This window comes from Actinacidiphila paucisporea, from assembly GCF_900142575.1.
GTDB lineage: Bacteria > Actinomycetota > Actinomycetes > Streptomycetales > Streptomycetaceae > Actinacidiphila > Actinacidiphila paucisporea.
This window is the reverse complement of sequence record NZ_FRBI01000002.1, coordinates 337666-355584: the sequence shown is the minus strand read 5'-3', so window position 1 is coordinate 355584 and position 17919 is coordinate 337666. Positions and strand designations below refer to the sequence as shown.

Here is a 17919-nt window from a genome sequence, read left to right as displayed (position 1 = left end):
CCCGTCCCTCGTGTCGGTTCCTGCCGCCGCCCGGCCGCCCCGGCCGCCGGTCGCCGCCGGCCGGCCGATCTTCGCGGGGGCTGATCCAGTGTCGCCCGAAACCGCCGGGTGACGCGCACCATCTCGGCCACCGAGACATTCCCGCCGCGCGCCGCTTTCCGCGCCGGGCGGCTTCCGGCGTCCCCGGCCGGGACGCCGGCCCTTCCGCGGTGGTGCCGATCGCCGGTGTCCATACCGCTGTGAACGGCCGCCGGTTGCCCTCAGGCGACGGGCGTCTTGACGACACGTGAATCCCTCCGGCCCTTGCCACCGGTAATCCTCCAAACCGTCGGCGAATTCTTTCTGCGGGCCCGCGATAACCCCGGGCCGGGCTCCGAGCCGGGCATACACTCCGGTCACCGGAATCGGACGCGTTCTCGAATCCGTGGCGATTCCGGGATTCATTGCTTGAGATCCCATGGGGGGATTTGTGTCCGAAACTCATCCGGTGCAGCCCAAGGGCCGCCGCCGCCTTGTCGCGGCGTGCACAGCCGGCATTCTCTCCCTCGGCGCATTCGCGCTGGGGACGGGCGCCCAGGCCGCGGAGCCGGGCGCCCACCGCGGCATCCAGCGGCCGACCGTGACCACCGGTCAACTGCCGCACCTGGTCGGGCAGAAGGCGACCGGGCGCACCAAGTCGAGGCTGGCGCCGAGTCCGGCCGCGGCACCGCCGCGCTACGACGTCGACGGCGACGGCATCGGCGACCTGCTCTACCGCACGCCCGACGACAACTGGTACAGCGACGACTCGCAGGCGAGCCAGGACGCGGAACTGGGCGCGGGCAGCGAGAAATTCGTCGACGTCCTGACGCCCGGCGACCTGGACGCCTCGGCGGGCCCGGAGATCCTCGCCACGACATCGACCGGTTCGCTGGAGTTGTTCTCACCGGCGAATTTCCCCAACTACGCCTCCTGGACCGGCACCGGCTGGAACGTCTACAACAAGCTGGTCTCCGTCGACGACGTCACGGGCGACGGCCGCGCCGACATCATCGCGCGCACCTTCAGCGGGCAGCTCTACCTCTACCAGGGCACCGGCAACCCGAGCGCGCCGTTCGCGGCCAGGCTGCTCATCGGTCCCGGCTGGGGCGCGTACGACCAGCTGACCAGCCCCGGTGACATCGACGGCGACGGCGTCAGCGACCTGGTCGCGCGCGACTCCTCCGGTGTGCTGTACCGGTACAAGGGCACGGGAAGCGCCGCACGCCCCTTCGGCGCCAGGTCCACCGTCGGCAGCGGCTGGAACGCGTACAACCAGCTCATCGGTGTCGGCGCCTCGAACGGCAGCAGGGGCGTCCTGCTCGCCAGGACGGCCGGCGGCGCCCTGTACCAGTACACGCCGAACGGCACGGGCGGCTTCACGGCGCGCGCGCTGTTCGGCTCGGGCTGGAACATCGCCGACGTGACCGCAGGCACCGGCGGCGTCCCGTTCTGGGGGAAGAAGGAGCTGATCGGGGAGACCCCGAACGGCTCCCTCTTCTGGTACGGGGTCAACAACACGGGCGGCTTCTACGCCCGCCAGGCGGCCAGCGGCCCCGGCGACTGGGCGGGCGAGTTCACCATGACCTTCGCCAACGCGCTGACCAGCAGCGGCCTGCCGACCTTCCTGGACCACTACGGCAACGGCCTGTACAACGTGGACCAGGAGTACGCCCTCATCTCCAACGGGTGGAGCAGCTACAACCTGATCGCCGGTCCCGGTGACCTGAGCGGCGACGGCAAGGGCGACCTGCTGGGCCGGGACACCTCCGGCAACCTGTACCTCTTCCGCGGCTACGGCGACGGCCTCCGGCTGGCCGGCCGCCAGCTCGTCGGCGCCGGCTGGGGCGCCTACAACGCCGTCGTCGGCTCGGGCGACTTCAGCGGCGACGGCCGCGCGGACATCGTGGCCAGGACCGGCGACGGCACGCTGTACCTGTACAAGGGCACCGGCAACGCATCGGCGCCGTTCGCCCCCAGGGTCAAGATCGGCACCGGCTGGGGGCAGTACACCCAGCTCGTCTCGCCCGGAGACATGGACGGCGACGGCCGCGCCGACCTGCTCGCGGTGACGTCCGCGGGCACCGCGTACCGCTACAGCTCCACCGGCACGGGCCAGTTCAAGGCCCGTGCGACCGTCGGCACCGGCTGGAACGCGTACAAGAAGCTCTTCTGAGGCCCGGCGCCTCCGGCAACGGGGCATCCGACCACGAAACGGGGGCGCCCGCACCATCCCGGTGCGGGCGCCCCCGCCCTTGCCGTACGGGGAGTGCGTGCCGCCTTAGGGCCTGTCCGGGTGCCGCAGCTGCCAGCCCGCCCAGGCCGAGGCGACCATCTCGCGGACGTCGTGGGCGGCCTTCCAGCCCAGTTCCCTGCTGATCGCCTCGGCGGACGCGACGACCCTGGCCGGGTCGCCCGGCCGCCGGGCGACGACCTCGGGCACGGCACCGGTGTGGCCGGAGACCTCCTGGATGACGCGCACCATCTCGGCCACCGAGACCCCCTCGCCGCGGCCGATGTTCAGCACCAGGTGCGCCTCGGGGTCCTCGGTCAGCCGGCGGGCGGCGGCGACGTGGGCGGACGCGATGTCACCCACGTGGACGTAGTCGCGGATACAGGTGCCGTCGGGCGTCGGGTAGTCGTCGCCGAAGACCAGCGGGGGCAGCCCGCGCGAGAGCCGCTCGAAGACCATCGGCACCAGGTTGAAGGCGGTCGGGTCGCCCAGTTCCGGCGCGGCGGCGCCGGCGACGTTGAAGTAGCGCAGCGACGCGGTGGCCATGCCGTGCGCCCGGCCGACCGCGGAGACCAGCCACTCGCCGGCCAGCTTGGTCTCGCCGTAGGGGCTCATCGGCTCGCACGGGGTCCGCTCGGTGACCAGGTCCACGTCGGGCATGCCGTAGACGGCCGCGGAGGAGGAGAAGACGAAGCGGCGCACTCCCGCGCCGGTCGCCGCCTCCAGCACGGTCCGCAGGCCCTCGACGTTCTCCCGGTAATACAGCAGCGGGCGCTCGACGGACTCCCCCACCTGCTTCTTGGCCGCGACGTGCACGATCCCCTCGACGGCGTGCTCGCGCAGCACCCGGTCGACGACAGCCCCGTCCAGGACGCTGCCGCGCACCAGCGGCACGCCGGCCGGCAGCCGCTGCGGGTCGCCGGTGCTCAGGTCGTCCAGGACGACGACCCGCTGCCCGCCGCCGACGAGCGCCCTGACGACGTGCGAACCGATGTAGCCGGCGCCGCCGGTGATCATCCAGGTCATGGCCGGATCCTATCGGGCCTGGTGCCGCGGCCCGGGGCCCGGTGTGCCGGCTCCCCGACCGCACCGCCCCCGGTAGGATCGCCGGCGATAGCGACAACGCAAGGACGTGATCGAATGAGGCAGCTCGGCATCTCCGGGGCGTGGGTGCACGAACCGAAGGTCTTCCAGGACAGCCGCGGCAGCTTCCACGAATGGTTCCGCGAGGCCGACTTCGCCGCCGCGACCGGCCGGTCGCTCACGCTGGCGCAGGCCAACTGCTCCGTCTCGGAACGCGGCACCCTGCGCGGTGTCCACTTCGCCGACGTCCCCCCGAGCCAGGCCAAGTACGTCAAGTGCGTCCGGGGCGCGGTGCTCGACGTGGTGGTGGACATCCGCGTCGGCTCGCCGACCTTCGGCCGGTGGGAGGGCGTACAGCTGGACGACCAGGAGCACGCCGCGATCTTCCTGTCAGAAGGCCTCGGCCACGCCTTCATGGCGCTGACCGACGACGCGACGGTGGTCTACCTGTGCTCCGAGGGCTACGCGCCCACCCGCGAGCACGGCATTAACCCGCTGGACCCCGAGCTGGGCATCTCCTGGCCGTCGGACATCGAGCCGCTGCTCTCCGACAAGGACCGCGGCGCTCCGACCCTGCGGGAGGCCGCGGAGCAGGGCCTGCTGCCGTCGTTCGAGGCGTGCCAGAGCTTCCAGCGGGAGCTGCGGGCCGCCACCCGCTGAGCACGGGGCGCCCGCCGGGCGGGCCGGGACCCGGCCGGCGGCGCGTCAGTGCTGGGGGTGTTCCAGGATCTCCAGCAGGTAGTCGCCGTAGCCGCTCTTGCACAGCGGCTCGGCGAGCGCCCGCAGCTCCGCGTCGTCCAGCAGCCCGGCGCGCCAGGCCGCCTCCTCGACACAGCCGATCTTGAAGCCCTGCCGCTCCTCGACCACCCGGACGTACTCGGAGGCCTGCACCAGGGAGTGGAAGGTGCCGGTGTCGAGCCAGACGGTGCCGCGGTCCAGGACCGACACCTTGAGCTTGCCGCGCTCCAGGTACTTCTGGTTGATGTGCGAGATCTCCAGCTCGCCGCGGGCGCTGGGCGCCAGCCCCTCGGCCATCTGGACCACTTCGCGGTCGTAGAAGTACAGACCGGGCACCGCGTAGCGGGACCGCGGCTTCTCCGGCTTCTCCTCGATGGACCGCGCGATGCCGTCCGCGTCGAATTCCACCACCCCGTAGTCGGAGGGGTTGGAGACCGCGTACGCGAAGACGACCCCGCCGTCCGGGTCCCGGTAATTGCGCAGCTGCGTGCCGAGACCGCTGCCGTGGAAGATGTTGTCGCCCAGGATGAGGGCGACGGAGTCGTCACCGATGAATTCCGCGCCGATGGTGAAGGCCTGGGCGATACCGGCGGGCTTCTCCTGGGCGGCGAAGCAGATATCGAGACCGAACTGCGAACCGTCGCCGAGCAGGCGCTCGAACTGCGCGCGGTCGTCGGGGGTCGTGATGACCAGGATGTCTTTTATGCCCGCCATGATCAGCGTCGACAGCGGGTAGTAGACCATCGGTTTGTCGAAGACCGGCATGAGCTGCTTCGAGACGGCCTTGGTGATCGGCCACAAACGAGACCCGGTGCCGCCGGCGAGCAGGATTCCACGCATGGGGTCATGATAGCCACGTCCACCTGGCACCCCCCACGCGGCCATCGGCGCGCAACCATGTCTTAAGATGATGCTCCCATGAGAATTCTCGTCACCGGCGGCGCCGGGTTCATCGGATCCCAGTTCGTCCGGGCCACGCTCCTCGGCGAGCTGCCCTCCGGCCCGGGTTCCCGGGTCACCGTCCTGGACAACCTCACGTACTCGGGCAACGAGGAGAACCTCGCGCCCGTCGCCGGCCACGAGGGATACACCTTCGTCCACGGCGACATCCGCGACCGGAACACGGTGGACGAGGTGATGAGGGGCCAGGACGCGGTCGTGCACTTCGCCGCCGAGTCGCACGTCGACCGGTCCATCATGGACGCGTCCCCGTTCGTGACCACCAACGTCCTGGGCACCCAGGTCCTGCTCGACGCGGCGCTGCGCCACAACGTCGGCAGGTTCGCCCACGTGTCGACCGACGAGGTCTACGGCTCGATCACCGAGGGCAGCTGGACCGAGCAATGGCCGCTGGCCCCCAACTCGCCGTACTCCGCCTCCAAGGCCGCCTCCGACCTGATGGCGCTCGCCTACCACCGCACCCACGGGCTCGACGTGACCGTCACCCGGTGCTCGAACAACTACGGGCGCTACCACTTCCCCGAGAAGATGATCCCGCTGTTCGTCACCAACCTCCTGGACGGCCGCAAGGTGCCGCTCTACGGTGACGGCCTCAACATCCGGGACTGGCTGCACGTCTCCGACCACTGCCGCGGCATCGACCTGGTGCTCCACCGGGGCCGGGCCGGCGAGGTCTACAACATCGGCGGCGGCACCGAGGTGACCAACCGTGAGCTGACCGAACGCCTGCTCCAGGCGTTCGGTGCCGGCTGGGACCAGGTCGAGCACGTCGAGGACCGCAAGGGCCACGACCTGCGCTATTCGCTGAGCATCGACAAGATCCGCGCCGAGCTGGGATACGAACCCCTCGTCGGCTTCGACGAGGGCCTGGCCGACACCGTCGCCTGGTACCGGGACAACCGCCAGTGGTGGGAACCCCTCAAGGAAAAGGCGGAACTGTCGGCATGACACGCTGGCTGGTCACCGGAGCGGGCGGGATGCTCGGCCGGGATCTGATCGACGTACTCGGCGCGGCACCGGGCGCCGACCCGACCGCCGTGACCCGCGCGGATCTCGACATCACCGACGCGGCGGCGGTCGAGGCCGCGGTCGCCGGCCAGGACATCGTCGTGAACGCCGCCGCCTGGACGGACGTGGACGGTGCCGAGGCCGACGAGGCAGCCGCCACCCGGGTCAACGGCGACGGAGTCCGCCGGCTCGCGGAGGCCTGCGCCCGGCACGGCGTACCGCTGCTGCAGCCCTCCACCGACTACGTCTTCGCCGGCGACGCGGCCCACCCGTATGCCGAGGACGCCCCGACGGCGCCGATCAACGCCTACGGCCGCAGCAAGCTCGCCGGCGAGCAGGCGGTGCTCGAGCTGCTGCCGGAGCGCGGCTACGTGGTCCGCACCGCGTGGCTCTACGGCTCCCACGGCCGCAACTTCGTCACCACCATGCTGACGCTCGCCGACCAGCGGGAGACCCTCGACGTGGTGGACGACCAGCTCGGACAGCCCACCTGGGCGCGTTCGCTGGCGGTACGCCTGGTGGCCCTCGGCGAGGCCGCCCTGTCGGGGCGGGCACCCGCCGGGATCTACCACGGCACCGCGTCGGGGCAGACCACCTGGTGCGGCCTCGCCCGCGCCGCGTTCGCCCTGCACGGCCTCGACCCGGAGCGGGTGCGCCCCACCACCTCGGAGCGCTTCGTGCGTCCGGCCCGCCGGCCGTCGTACAGCGTGCTCGGCCACGACCGCTGGGCGCGCGCCGGACTCGACCCGATGCCCGACTGGCACACGGACCTCACCTCGGCGATACCCGGCCTCAGCGCCGCCCTGTCCGCGCCGCGGGCCGCCCGATGACCACGACGCTCAGCGCGCGGATCTCCACCGCGCTCCCCCAGGGCACCGCCCTGGTCGGCGGCGGCACCGCGGTCCTCGGGCTGGCCAGCTACGTCCACCTGTCCGCGGCGAACCACGCGCTCAATGGCGACTCGAACGCGACCGCGGCCTTCTCGGTGCTGTGGACGGTGGTCTTCTCCATCGGCCTCGGGCTCTTCTTCCCGGTCGAGCAGGAGATCACCCGGGTCGTCGCCGCCCGCAAGGTGGCGGGCGACGGCGCCCGCCCCGCACTGCTGCGCGGGGCGGCGCTGTCCGGGTCGCTGCTGTGCGTCACGCTGCTGCCGCTGGCGCTGCTGGCCCGGCCGATCGCCAACCTGCTCTTCGACGGCGACATCTCCCTGGTGTTCAGCCTCGCGGGGGCCTTCGCCGCGCTGTCCTGCGCCCACGTCACCCGCGGTGTGCTCGCCGGCCTCGGGCTGTTCAGGACCTACGGGCTGCAGCTCGGCCTCGACGGCGCGCTGCGGATCGCCTTCTCCGTCGGGCTCGCGATCGGCGGGGTGCACTCGACCTTCGCCTTCGCGATGATCCTCACCGTCGCGCCGCTGCTCTCGGTCGCCGCCACCGTCCGCCCGGCGCTGGTCGAGGCGAGGCCGGGAACCCCGGCCCCCTGGCGAGAGATGAGCCAGCGGCTCGGCATGCTGGTGGCGTCCACGCTGCTGGCACAGCTCCTGGTGAACATCGCGGTGATCAGCACCAAGGTGATCTCCACCGACGACACCGAACTGGTCACCGCGCTGCTGGCCGCGCTGGTGCTGGCGCGGGTGCCGCTGTTCGTCTTCGGCGCCTTCCAGGTGTCCCTGCTCCGCGGGCTGTCGACGGCGGCGGCCGAGGGCGACCACCGCGGCTACTCACGACTGCTGCTCCGGGCGGTCCTGGTCACCGGATCGCTGGGCGCGACCGGCGGGCTGTGCGCGGTGGCCATCGGCCCGACCCTGCTGCCCGCTCTGTTCAGCGCCCCCGACCTGCTGACCGCGGCGGACTTCGGGTGGCTGGCCTTCGGCACCACCGCCTACATGATCGCCATGGTGCTGGGCCAGGCCCTGCTCACCAGCGGGGGCGCCCGGCGGCAACTCGTCTCCTGGGTGATCGGGACCGTGGTCCTGATCGGCGTCACCGTCAGCCCGATGGCCCTGCGCAGCAGGGTCGAGATCGCCTATGCCGCGGGGGCCGTGGTGGTGGCCGCCTGCATGGCTGTCAGTTTGCGCGTCCGTGTAACATAATGCAGTGTTCACTTGAAGTTTAAGCCCAGGCCGGCGTCCAGAAGTCCCCGGCGGCAGGAGCGCAGACGCTCGCTATCGGCGGGTGCGCCAGCAGCCCCTGGTGAAGAACAGACCTCGGTGAATGTACGTGCGACTCCCTGGAGTGTCTTGGCATGAAGCTGTGGATCCTCACCTCCTTGACGGGGGTGGTGCTGGTTCTGATCATCGCCGAGATGCTGCGCCGGCGGAAGTTGAAGGAGAAGTACGCCGCGCTGTGGATGGTGACGGGCCTCCTCATCATCCCGTTGGGCTTCTTCCCCCGCGGCCTGGACTCGGTGGCCGAGACCGTCGGCGTCAGGTCCGGCGTCAGCTTCATCCTCTTCCTGAGCGTCGTCTTCCTCTTCATGGTCTGCCTCCAGCTCAGCTGGGAGGTCGGCCACCTCGAAGAGGAGACGCGCACGCTGGCCGAGGAGATCGCCCTCATCAGGGGCACATCGAAACAGGCGAGCAGCGACCCGGTCCCGCCGGTGACGGCCGCCGCGGTGGCGTCATCCGCCCCCAACCCGAGTGAGACCGGAGCGGCGTCGTGATCGACGGCAAGCGCGTGCTGATCATCCTGCCGGCCTGGATGGAGGCCGAGGGTGTGGCCGAGGTGATCAAGGAAGTCAGGGCGACCCTGCCCGGCGCCGACACCGTCGTCGTCGACGACGGCTCCCCCGACGCGACGTCACAGGTGGCGCTCGGCGCGGGCGCGGACGTACTGCGTCTGCCGTACAACCTCGGCGTCGGCGGCGCGATGCGGCTGGGCTACCGCTACGCCGCGGACAACAACTACGACGTGGCCATCCAGGTGGACGCCGACGGCCAGCACGACCCGCGGTGCGTGCCGCAGCTCCTCGAGAAGCTGGAGCACGCCGACCTCGTCATCGGCGCCCGGTTCGCGGGCGAGGGCGACTACACGGTGCGAGGCCCGCGCAAGTGGGCGATGACGGTCCTGGCGACCGTGCTGTCCCGGATGGCCCGCACCAAGCTGACCGACGTCACCTCCGGTTTCCGCGCCTGCAACCGCGACCTGATCTGCCAGTTCGCCCGCACGTACCCCATGGAGTACCTGGGCGACACGGTGGAGAGCACCGTGTCGGCGATACGGGCCGGCTACTCGGTCCGCCAGGTGCCGGTGGCCATGCGGGAGCGAATAGCGGGGACGCCGAGCCAGTCGCCGCTGCGCGCCATGATGTATCTGCTGCGGATCGGCCTGATCCTGGTGGTCGCACTGGGCCGGAAGGTCGACATGCAGCGGCCGTCCGTCACGACGGGACGGTAAGGCACCCCGCATGGACACGATCGACATCATGCTGCCCCACTACGGGGACACCGGCCTGCTGCAACTGGCGGTGAACAGCATCCTCGACCAGTCCGACAAGGACTGGCGGCTGACCGTCGTGGACGACGGCCGCGAGCCCGGCGTGCCCGAGTGGTTCGCGAGCCTCGACGACGAGCGGGTGCGTTACCAGCGCAACGAGCAGAACCTCGGCATCACCCGCAACTTCCGCAAGTGCGTGGACCTGGTCGAGCACTCCCACTTCGTGATGATGGGCAGCGACGACCTGATGCTGCCCGACTACGTCGCCACGATCCGCTCGATGGCCGCCGCCGCGCCGGACGCCGCGATGTACCAGCCCGGTGTGCAGGTCATCGACGAGCACGGCGAACCGGTGAAGACGCTGGTCGACGAGGTGAAGCGGCGGCTGTACGCGCCGGACGCGACCAAGGCGCTGGTCCTCGGCGGGGAGCCGCTGGCGACCAACCTGCTCAGCGGGAACTGGCTGTACTTCCCCTCGGTGTGCTGGCGGTCCGACATCGTCAAGAAGATCAGCTTCCGCGAGGACCTGTCGGTCATCCAGGACCTGGCCCTGGTCATCGACCTGGTGCAGCGCGGTGAGCAGCTGGCCGTAGACCCCACCGTCTGCTTCCGCTACCGCAGGCACTCCACCAGCCTGTCGTCGCACGAGGCGATGTCCGGCGCCCGCTTCGGCGAGGCGCGCCGCTACTTCGCCGGTGTGGCCGACGCCATGGACGAGCACGGCTGGCACAAGGCGGCGCGGGCGGCACGGCGGCATGTGTCGATGCGGCTGCACGCCCTGAGCATGGTGCCCGGCGCGCTGCGCTCCCGCCAGTTCACCGCGCTCAGGACGCTGCTGACGCACGCCTTCGCCGGGGGCCGCAAGCAGCCCGCCGCCGGGCAGGAGTAGTCTCTTCCGCTCCGGCCCCCGGTCACCGGTGACCCCTGCGGTCCCTCCGGTCCCCCTCGCCGCCCCGCCTGCCCGCCCCACCGGTCGCCTCCTGGAACGCTAGGGATCACGCTCAATGCCCTCTCAGCCCAACTCGCCGCGGTTCAGCATCGTTGTCCCTGCCCACGGCGTCGAGGCGTACGTGCGGGACTGTCTGGACTCGCTGCTCCAGCAGTCGTTCGAGGACTTCGAGATCATCGCGGTGGACGACTGCTCCCCCGACGCCTCCGGCGAGATCATGGACGAGTACGCGGCCGCCGACCCCCGGGTCGTCTCGCTGCGGCTGCCGGAGAACGTCGGCCTCGGCCGGGCCAGGAACGCCGGCATGGCCAAGGCCTCCGGCACCTACCTGCTCTTCGTCGACAGCGACGACACGATGCTGCCCGGCTCGCTGGCGGCGATCGACCGCCGGCTGGCGGAGACCGGCGACCCCGAGCTGCTGGTCTTCGACTACGCACGGACCACCTGGGACGGCCGCACGGTACGCAACACCCGCGCGGCCGTCCTGTCCGGCGCGTCACAGCCCGTGGTGACCCTGCAGGACCACCCCGACCTGCTGGCCCTGCTCCAGGTCGCCTGGAACAAGGCCTACCGCCGGGACTTCGTCGAGCGCTGGGGCCTGGAATTCCCGCCGGGCTACTACGAGGACACCCCCTGGACGTATCCGGTGCTCTTCGCCGCGGAGAGCATCGCGCTGCTCGACCGGGTGTGCGTGCACTACCGCCAGCGGCGGCAGGGCAGCATCCTGCACAGCACGAGCCGCAAGCACTTCGACGTCATCGACCAGTACGAGCGGACCTTCGGCTTCATCGACGCCAACCCGCGGTTCGACAGCTGGCGGCCGCGGCTGTACGACCTGATGCGCAACCACTACCGGACGGTGGAGCGGTCGCCGGGCCGCCTGCCGGCCGGTGACCTGGAGGAGTTCAGGACCCGCAGCGCCCGGTCGCTGGCCGCGCACGTGCCCGCCGGACGGCAGGACGCGGCGGCGGCCCCCGCGGGCGGCGGCGGCCGCGGGGGGGCCGCGACCCGTGCCCGCAAACTGCTGCGGAGGGCGAAGAAGTCGGCGGCACCGGTGAAGCGGCCGCTGCGGACGGCCGTCCTGCGCACGTACTACCGAATACAGCGGATGCTGCCGATACGGGACGACCTGGCGGTCTTCGCGGCCTACTGGAACAGCGGCTACGCCTGCAACCCCGCCGCGGTGCACCGCAAGCTGCTCGAACTCGCGCCGGGCGTCCGCACGGTCTGGGTGCTGAAGGCCGGGGTGCGGGCCGAGCTTCCGCGGGGCACGGCCCGGGTGCACCCGGGATCCTTCGCGTACTGGAGGGCCGTGGCGCGGGCGAGGTATTTCGTCAACAACGTCAACTTCGGCAGCAGCCTGGTCAAGCGGCCCGGGCAGGTCCATCTGCAGACGCACCACGGCACCCCGCTCAAGCGGATGGGCGTGGACCTGGCGGAGTACCCGACCGCGCTCGGCGCGATGAAGCTGACCGACCTGATGCGCCGGGTCGACAACTGGGACTACAGCCTCACCGCGAACAGCTACACCACGAAGATATGGGACCGCAGCTATCCGGCGGCGTACGAACCGCTGGAGTACGGCTACCCGCGCAACGACGTGCTCGTCACCGCCGACCGCGCCGCGGTGACCGCGGCCCGGCGCGCGCTGGGCCTGCCCGAGGGCGCGACGGTGATCCTCTACGCCCCGACGCACCGCGACTACCTCGGTCAGCTGCACTTCCCCGTCGATCTCGAGCAGTTCGTCGAGCGCCTGCCCGCCGGCCATGTGGTGCTGGCCCGCGGCCACTACTACTACCAGGACGGCGGAGCCGAGCAGGCGGACGCGACCGGCAAGGCCCGGCTGGTGGACGTCAGCGGCCACTCCGACGTGGAGCAGCTCTACCTGGCGGCCGACTGCCTGCTCACGGATTACTCGTCCGCGATGTTCGACTACGCCAACCTCGACCGCCCGATCGTCGTCTATGCCAACGACTGGGAGCTCTACCGGACGACGCGGGGAACGTATTTCGACATCCACAAGCTGCCTCCGGGCCCGGTCGTCTCCACCGAGGACGACCTGGTCCGCCTCTTCAGGTCGGGCGAGTGGGACACCGAGGAGCACACACAGGAACGGGCGAGGTTCCGGGCCAGGTTCTGTGAGTTCGATGACGGTTTCGCGGCCGAGCGGGTGGTACGAAGGATCTTCCTCGGCGAGGAGGCCGTCCCGCCGGTCGTATCATTGTCGGACCGTCCGGCGCCGCCTCGGCCGTGAAATGTGCCGCCCTCGGCATATGCAAAGAAAGGCAACGCACTGATGACTCCGCGTCTCTCGGTGGTAGTCCCTGTCTACAACGTGGAGTTGTTCCTCGACGAATGCCTGCAGTCACTCGCCGACCAGACGTTCACGGACTGGGAGGCCGTCGTCGTGGACGACGGCTCCACCGACGGCAGCCTGGAGATCGCGCGCAAGTGGGCGGCCAAGGAATCGCGTATCCGTGTGGTGGAACAGCAGAACGCCGGGCTCGGGGCGGCCAGGAACACCGGTGTTCTGCACCTCAGCGAGGGCAGTGAATTCCTGGCGTTCGTCGACAGCGACGACATTGTGGTCGCCGACGCCTACCAGCGGTGCATAGCAAGTCTCGACAAGACCGGTTCTGATTTCGTCTCCGGCAATGTGGACATCCTGATCGCCGGCGAGACCTCTCCCTCCGCGTTGCACGCGAAGCGGCTGAACAAGCCCCGCGAGCGCACCCACATATCCCGCGACAAGGGCCTGCTCTACGACAGGACCGCCTGGAACAAGGTGTTCCGCCGCACGTTCTGGGACGCGCACGACTTCGCATTCCCGGTCGGAATCCTCTACGAGGACGCACCCGTCACCATTCCCGCCCATTTCCGGGCGAAAGCGGTCGACGTGCTCAGCGAGCCGATCTACCAGTGGCGGCAGCGCACCGCGGGAGCCCCCTCCATCACGCAGAAGCGGACGGAGCCGAAGTCCGTACGCGACCGCATCACGTCCTTCGACTCGGTGAGCCGCTTCCTGGCCGCCCAGCCCGGGGCCGAATACCGCGGTTACAAGCGCTGGTACGACGAGGCCGCGATCACCGACGAGCTGCCGCTGTTCTGGAACGTCCTCAGCGAGGCCGGCGACGAATTCCGCCAGGCCTTCATGGACGGCAGCAGGGACTTCCTCAGCCGGGTCGACCCGGAGGTGCTGACGTCGCTGCCGGTGCCGATGCGCCTGAAATGCCATTTCATCACCGAGGGCCTGGTCGACGACGTCCTGGAACTCGTCCAGTACGAGAGGGATTTCGGCAAGGCGATCCCGGTGGCCCGCAGCGGGCTGCGGCACTACGCCGACTACCCCCAGCTGAACGGGCGCCAGGTCCCCGTACCCCGCGAGGTGCTGCGGCTCAGCCAGGAGCTGGCCATGCGGGCGCGGGCCGAGGTGGTGCAGTGGCAGCAGGGGAAGCTGCACGTCGGCGGCTACGCCTACATCAGGAACCTGGACGTGCAGCGCCCCGGGGGCTCACTGCGGGTGGCCCTGCTGCGTGAGGCGGGCAGCCGGCGCAGCGTCGCCGTCCGGATGCGGCGCACCCACTGCGCCGAGGCAACGGTGTCCTCCTGGCAGTCCCTGCACTCCTACGACTGGTCGGGTTTCACCTTCACCCTCGACCCGGACAAGCTCAAGCACCGCGGGTCGTGGCAGGAGGGCACCTGGCGGCTGACGGTCGGCGCGGTGGAGCAGAGCCTGGCCCGCCGCAGCCGGATCAAGGCGGGCCTGACGGGCAGCGCCGAGAGCCCCTCGCCCCACTGGGTCGCGCCCGACGTGCGGGTGGTGCCGTACATCTCCGACGACCACCTGTACATCCGGGTGGAGCGGGTACGGGCCAAGCTCACCGGCCACGAGGCCGTGGGCGGCGGCATCCGGATCGACGGCGTGCTGACCGGCGACCTGCCGGCCGGTGCGGTGCTGCGCCTCACCCAGGGATCGACCGGCGACTCCTTCGAGGTGCCGGCCGCGCTGCACACCCAGGGCGACGGCAGCCGGACCTTCACCGCGACCGTCGACGTCCGCTCCCTGGACGTCCCCGGCCGCGACTCGGGCAACCCCGACCGCACCGAGTCCTGGACGCTGGAACTGGCCGGGTCCGGCGGTGGCGCCGTCGCGATCGCGGTGGCCGGCGGCGAGCAGACCCCGGCGCGGCAGTACCCGATCAGCGGGCAGGACACGCTCGCCTGGGGCGACCGTGCCGTCTACGTCACCGGCAGCCCGACCGGCGGGCTGGTGCTGCGTACCCAGCCGGTCCAGGGAGTGGCCGACACGGTCACCCGGTCGGCGCAGGACACGCTGCTGGTGGAGGGCTCGCTTCCCTGCGTACCGCAGCGCCCGCTGAGCCTGGTGCTCCGGCACAGCCGGCAGGCCGAGGAGCACCTCTACCCGGTCACCGTCACGGACGGCCGCTTCCGCGCCGAATTCCGGCCCGTCCCGCAGAGCAGGCTGAGCGGGCCCAAGCCGCTGCGCAGCGGCCGGTGGTACGTGTTCCTGCGCGAGGAGGGCAGCCAGGACAGCTACCCCGTGCGTATCACCCCCGCCGTGCGACCGGACATGCCGCTCTCCCTGGTGGCCAACGGCCGCGACTACAGCGTCGGCAGCCGCTTCTTCGACCGGCTGTACGTCAGGTCCGACAGCGACCTCACCGAGGCGGAGGCCGGGCGCTACCGGCAGCGCCGACTGCGCACCGAGGTCTACGAGGGCTCCAGGACGGCGCCGCTCAAGGAGCAGGTGATGTACGCCAGCTTCAACGGCCGGCAGTACTCGGACTCGCCGCGGGCCGTCTTCGAGGAGCTGATCCGCCGGGGTACCGACATCGAGCACCTGTGGGTCGTCCAGGACGGCCAGGCCGAGGTTCCGCCGGGTGCCACCGCGCTGCGCTGCTGGAGCAAGGAGTGGTACGCCGCACTCGCCGAGAGCCGCTACATCGTCTACAACTCGCACCTGCCGCACTGGATCCGCCGCCGCGAGGGCCAGGTCATCGTCCAGACCTGGCACGGCACCCCGCTCAAGCGGATCGCGCACGACATCGACAGCGTCCAGTTCGCCGACCGCCAGTACCTGGCGAAGGTGTCGGAGGAGACCCCGCAGTGGAGTTTCCTGGTCTCCCCCAACCGGTTCAGCACGCCGATCATGAAGCGGGCCTTCGCCTACGACGGGGAGATCCTGGAGTCGGGCTACCCGCGCAACGACCTGCTGCGCGCGCCCGACCAGCAGGACCGGGCCCGCGCGGTCCGGGAGGCCATCGGGCTGCCTGAGGGCAAGCGGGTGGTGCTGTACGCACCGACCTGGCGGGACGACCAGTTCTACCGGGCGGGCAACTACAAGTTCGACATGCGGATCGATCTGGAGGAGGCGTCGCGGGCACTGGGCGACGACCACGTCCTGCTGGTCCGCAAGCACGCGAACATCGTTGACTCGGTCCCCGGCGCGGGCAACGGCTTCGTGTGGGACGTCTCCGACTATCCCGAGATCGGTGAGCTGTTCCTCATCTCGGACATCCTGATCACCGACTACTCGTCCCTGATGTTCGACTTCGCGAACACCGGGCGCCCGATGCTCTTCTTCACCTACGATCTCGAGCACTACCGGGACCGGTTGCGCGGGTTCTACTTCGACTTCGAGGAGAAGGCACCGGGCCCGCTGATCCATTCGTCGGACGAGTTGATCGCGGCTCTTCGCAACATCGACAGCACCGCGGACCACTATGCGGGTGCGTATCAGGCGTTCCAGGACCTCTTCTGCGATCTCGACGACGGGCACGCCGCCGATCGGGTCATCGACCGCATGGTCCAGCTCGCCGCTGCTTCGTCTTCCAGCCCATCCATCGCGGAGTCCCGTTGAAAATTCCGTACACCTCCGAAGCGCGCGACCTGCTAGCGAAGATCCCGCCGCACCGGCGGCTGCCCATCGCCGCCTACGCCATCCCGCAGGTGGTGCTGCTGCTGTGGTGGGCGGCCTTCTACCCGGGCGCGATGAGCTACGACTCCATCGCCTACGTGTGGCACGTCACGACGGACCACTGGATGTCGAACCACTCGGTGGTCTACGACTCCATGGTCTGGGTCTCCCTCAACACCACGGGCGACCTGTGGCCCCTCACCCTGCTCCAGACGATCGCGATGTCCGCGACGATCGCGTACACCTGCGTGATGCTGCGCGACTTCGGGGTACGGGCCCGCTGGAGCCTGCCGGCCGCCGCGGTCGCGGTGCTGCTGCCGTCGACCGGCAGCTTCGTGGTCTTCGTGTGGAAGGACGTGCCCTACACCATCGGGGCGCTGCTCGCCTTCGCCGCGACCGGACGCCTGGTCGCACGACGGCTGCGCGGGCGTTCCGAGCAGCGTGACCGGGCCTTCTACCGCGAGATGGGGCTGCTCTTCCTCGGCTGCCTGTGCATGGGCGTCTTCCGTACCAACGGCCTGCTGGTGATGCTGTTCGCGGCCCCGGTGCTGCTGTTCACGCTGCCCAAGGTGCGCCGCTGGGTGCTCGCCGCGACGATCGTCCCGGTGGTGATCTCCGCGGTCCTCCAGACGATCGTCTACCCGGCCGTGGGCATCAAGACGCCGACGAAGGACCAGGTCTACGCGATGCAGTACGCGGACATCGCCGTGGCCTACGGCAAGGTCCCGCAGACCTTCTCCGCGCACGACCTGTCGATCATGAAGCAGGTCGCACCGCTCAGCCACTGGGGAGGCGCCGCCTCCACGTGCTACTCGGCCGACCCGGCGATGGCCGCGCCCATGAACCGCCCCGAGGCGGCCAGGCTGAACAGCCAGCTGCTCGACATCTGGTCCGAGGTCGCCAAGCGCACCCCCGACGTGCTCATCGGCGCCCGGCTCTGCCGCTCGCACATCGCCTGGGCGATCTGGCCCGGTCCTGCGGACAAGATCGGCTACACGCTGATCTCCACGCCCAGCACCCCGGACAACCTCTTCGGCTGGGCGGACTGGAACCCGCAGATCAAGCACAGCAAGTACCGCCCCATCCTGAAGATGCGCCCGCTGTCGGACACCCTGCACACCGGCGCGCTGTTCGCCTTCAAGGCGTCCAAGCTGCCGCAGCTGGACTGGCTGTTCTTCCGCGGCGCGGTGTGGTGCTACGCGAGCTACGCCGTCGTGCTCCTGCTGGCCCGCAAGCGCCGGCAGCGTGGGCTGGTGGCGCTGGCGGCCTTCACCTTCGGCCTGCAGTTCTGCGTGCTGGCGGCGAATCCGGCACCGCTCTTCCGCTACATGGTCGCCCCGATGTTCATCGGCTTCTTCTTCCTGCCGCTGCTCACCGTGCGCTCCAGGCTGACCCTGGGGCCGGACACCGCCAAGCCGAAGCCGCGGCCGATCCCGCGACCCGCGCAGGCTGTCGAGGAGGAGCGGCCGGCCGCGCCGTCTCCCGTCTGACGGCCCGGGAGCCGTTGCTCAAGCCCGGTGGGGTGCCGCCTGTGGTCAGGCGGCACCCCACCGGTGCGTCC

13 protein-coding genes are annotated in these 17919 nt (G+C 70.4%); 11 read left to right on the top strand and 2 right to left on the bottom strand.

Features of this window, described 5'->3' with window-relative positions; translation table 11 throughout:
* The first annotated feature begins 469 nt into the window (after positions 1-469).
* The gene (locus tag BUE44_RS04655) at positions 470-2194 is read left to right on the top strand and encodes an FG-GAP repeat domain-containing protein (RefSeq protein WP_159450228.1); all 1725 of its coding nucleotides are present in this window, start codon (positions 470-472) and stop codon (positions 2192-2194) included.
* 105 nt (positions 2195-2299) lie between these two features.
* Here the strand turns inward: BUE44_RS04655 and galE are convergent, their stop codons facing one another.
* The gene (gene galE / locus BUE44_RS04650) at positions 2300-3277 is read right to left on the bottom strand and encodes a UDP-glucose 4-epimerase GalE (RefSeq protein ID WP_073493992.1); all 978 of its coding nucleotides are present in this window, start codon (positions 3275-3277) and stop codon (positions 2300-2302) included.
* Between the two features lie 114 nt (positions 3278-3391).
* Between galE and rfbC the strand changes: the two genes are divergently transcribed.
* Entirely contained in the window at positions 3392-3994 is a 603-nt protein-coding gene (gene rfbC, locus BUE44_RS04645) for a dTDP-4-dehydrorhamnose 3,5-epimerase (protein WP_073493990.1), read from the top strand.
* A gap of 45 nt (positions 3995-4039) precedes the next feature.
* On the opposite strand, the gene rfbA is transcribed toward rfbC, so the two are convergent.
* Complete coding sequence (gene rfbA, locus BUE44_RS04640; RefSeq protein ID WP_073493988.1) at positions 4040-4912, bottom strand: glucose-1-phosphate thymidylyltransferase RfbA; 873 nt, start codon at positions 4910-4912, stop codon at positions 4040-4042.
* 78 nt (positions 4913-4990) lie between these two features.
* Here rfbA and rfbB point away from each other — a divergent pair, with 78 nt between their 5' ends.
* The 9 genes from rfbB to BUE44_RS04595 all read left to right on the top strand — a co-directional run bounded on the left by rfbB (position 4991) and on the right by BUE44_RS04595 (position 17848).
* Complete coding sequence (rfbB, locus tag BUE44_RS04635; RefSeq protein ID WP_073493986.1) at positions 4991-5980, top strand: dTDP-glucose 4,6-dehydratase; 990 nt, start codon at positions 4991-4993, stop codon at positions 5978-5980.
* Positions 5977-6870: a dTDP-4-dehydrorhamnose reductase gene (gene rfbD, locus BUE44_RS04630; protein ID WP_079189485.1), complete on the top strand. Its 894-nt coding sequence runs from the start codon at positions 5977-5979 to the stop codon at positions 6868-6870. The genes rfbB and rfbD overlap by 4 nt, the downstream gene beginning before the upstream one ends.
* Entirely contained in the window at positions 6867-8129 is a 1263-nt protein-coding gene (locus BUE44_RS04625) for a hypothetical protein (RefSeq protein ID WP_073493984.1), read from the top strand. The genes rfbD and BUE44_RS04625 overlap by 4 nt, the downstream gene beginning before the upstream one ends.
* 152 nt (positions 8130-8281) lie before the next feature.
* Positions 8282-8698, top strand: coding sequence for a DUF2304 domain-containing protein (locus tag BUE44_RS04620; protein WP_079189484.1), 417 nt, complete (start codon positions 8282-8284; stop codon positions 8696-8698).
* Complete coding sequence (locus BUE44_RS04615; protein ID WP_073493981.1) at positions 8695-9432, top strand: glycosyltransferase family 2 protein; 738 nt, start codon at positions 8695-8697, stop codon at positions 9430-9432. Before BUE44_RS04620 ends, BUE44_RS04615 begins: the two co-directional genes overlap by 4 nt.
* 10 nt (positions 9433-9442) lie before the next feature.
* On the top strand, positions 9443-10360 hold the full coding sequence (locus tag BUE44_RS04610; protein WP_073493979.1) for a glycosyltransferase family 2 protein: 918 nt from the start codon (positions 9443-9445) through the stop codon (positions 10358-10360).
* 115 nt (positions 10361-10475) lie between these two features.
* On the top strand, positions 10476-12674 hold the full coding sequence (locus BUE44_RS04605) for a bifunctional glycosyltransferase/CDP-glycerol:glycerophosphate glycerophosphotransferase (RefSeq protein ID WP_073493977.1): 2199 nt from the start codon (positions 10476-10478) through the stop codon (positions 12672-12674).
* A 42-nt stretch (positions 12675-12716) separates the two neighbouring features.
* A complete protein-coding gene (locus tag BUE44_RS04600; RefSeq protein ID WP_073493975.1) occupies positions 12717-16301 on the top strand; it encodes a bifunctional glycosyltransferase/CDP-glycerol:glycerophosphate glycerophosphotransferase in 3585 nt (1194 codons plus the stop codon).
* Positions 16298-17848 (top strand): hypothetical protein, encoded by a 1551-nt coding sequence (locus BUE44_RS04595; protein ID WP_073493973.1) that lies wholly within the window; start codon positions 16298-16300, stop codon positions 17846-17848. Before BUE44_RS04600 ends, BUE44_RS04595 begins: the two co-directional genes overlap by 4 nt.
* Positions 17849-17919: the final 71 nt, after the last annotated feature.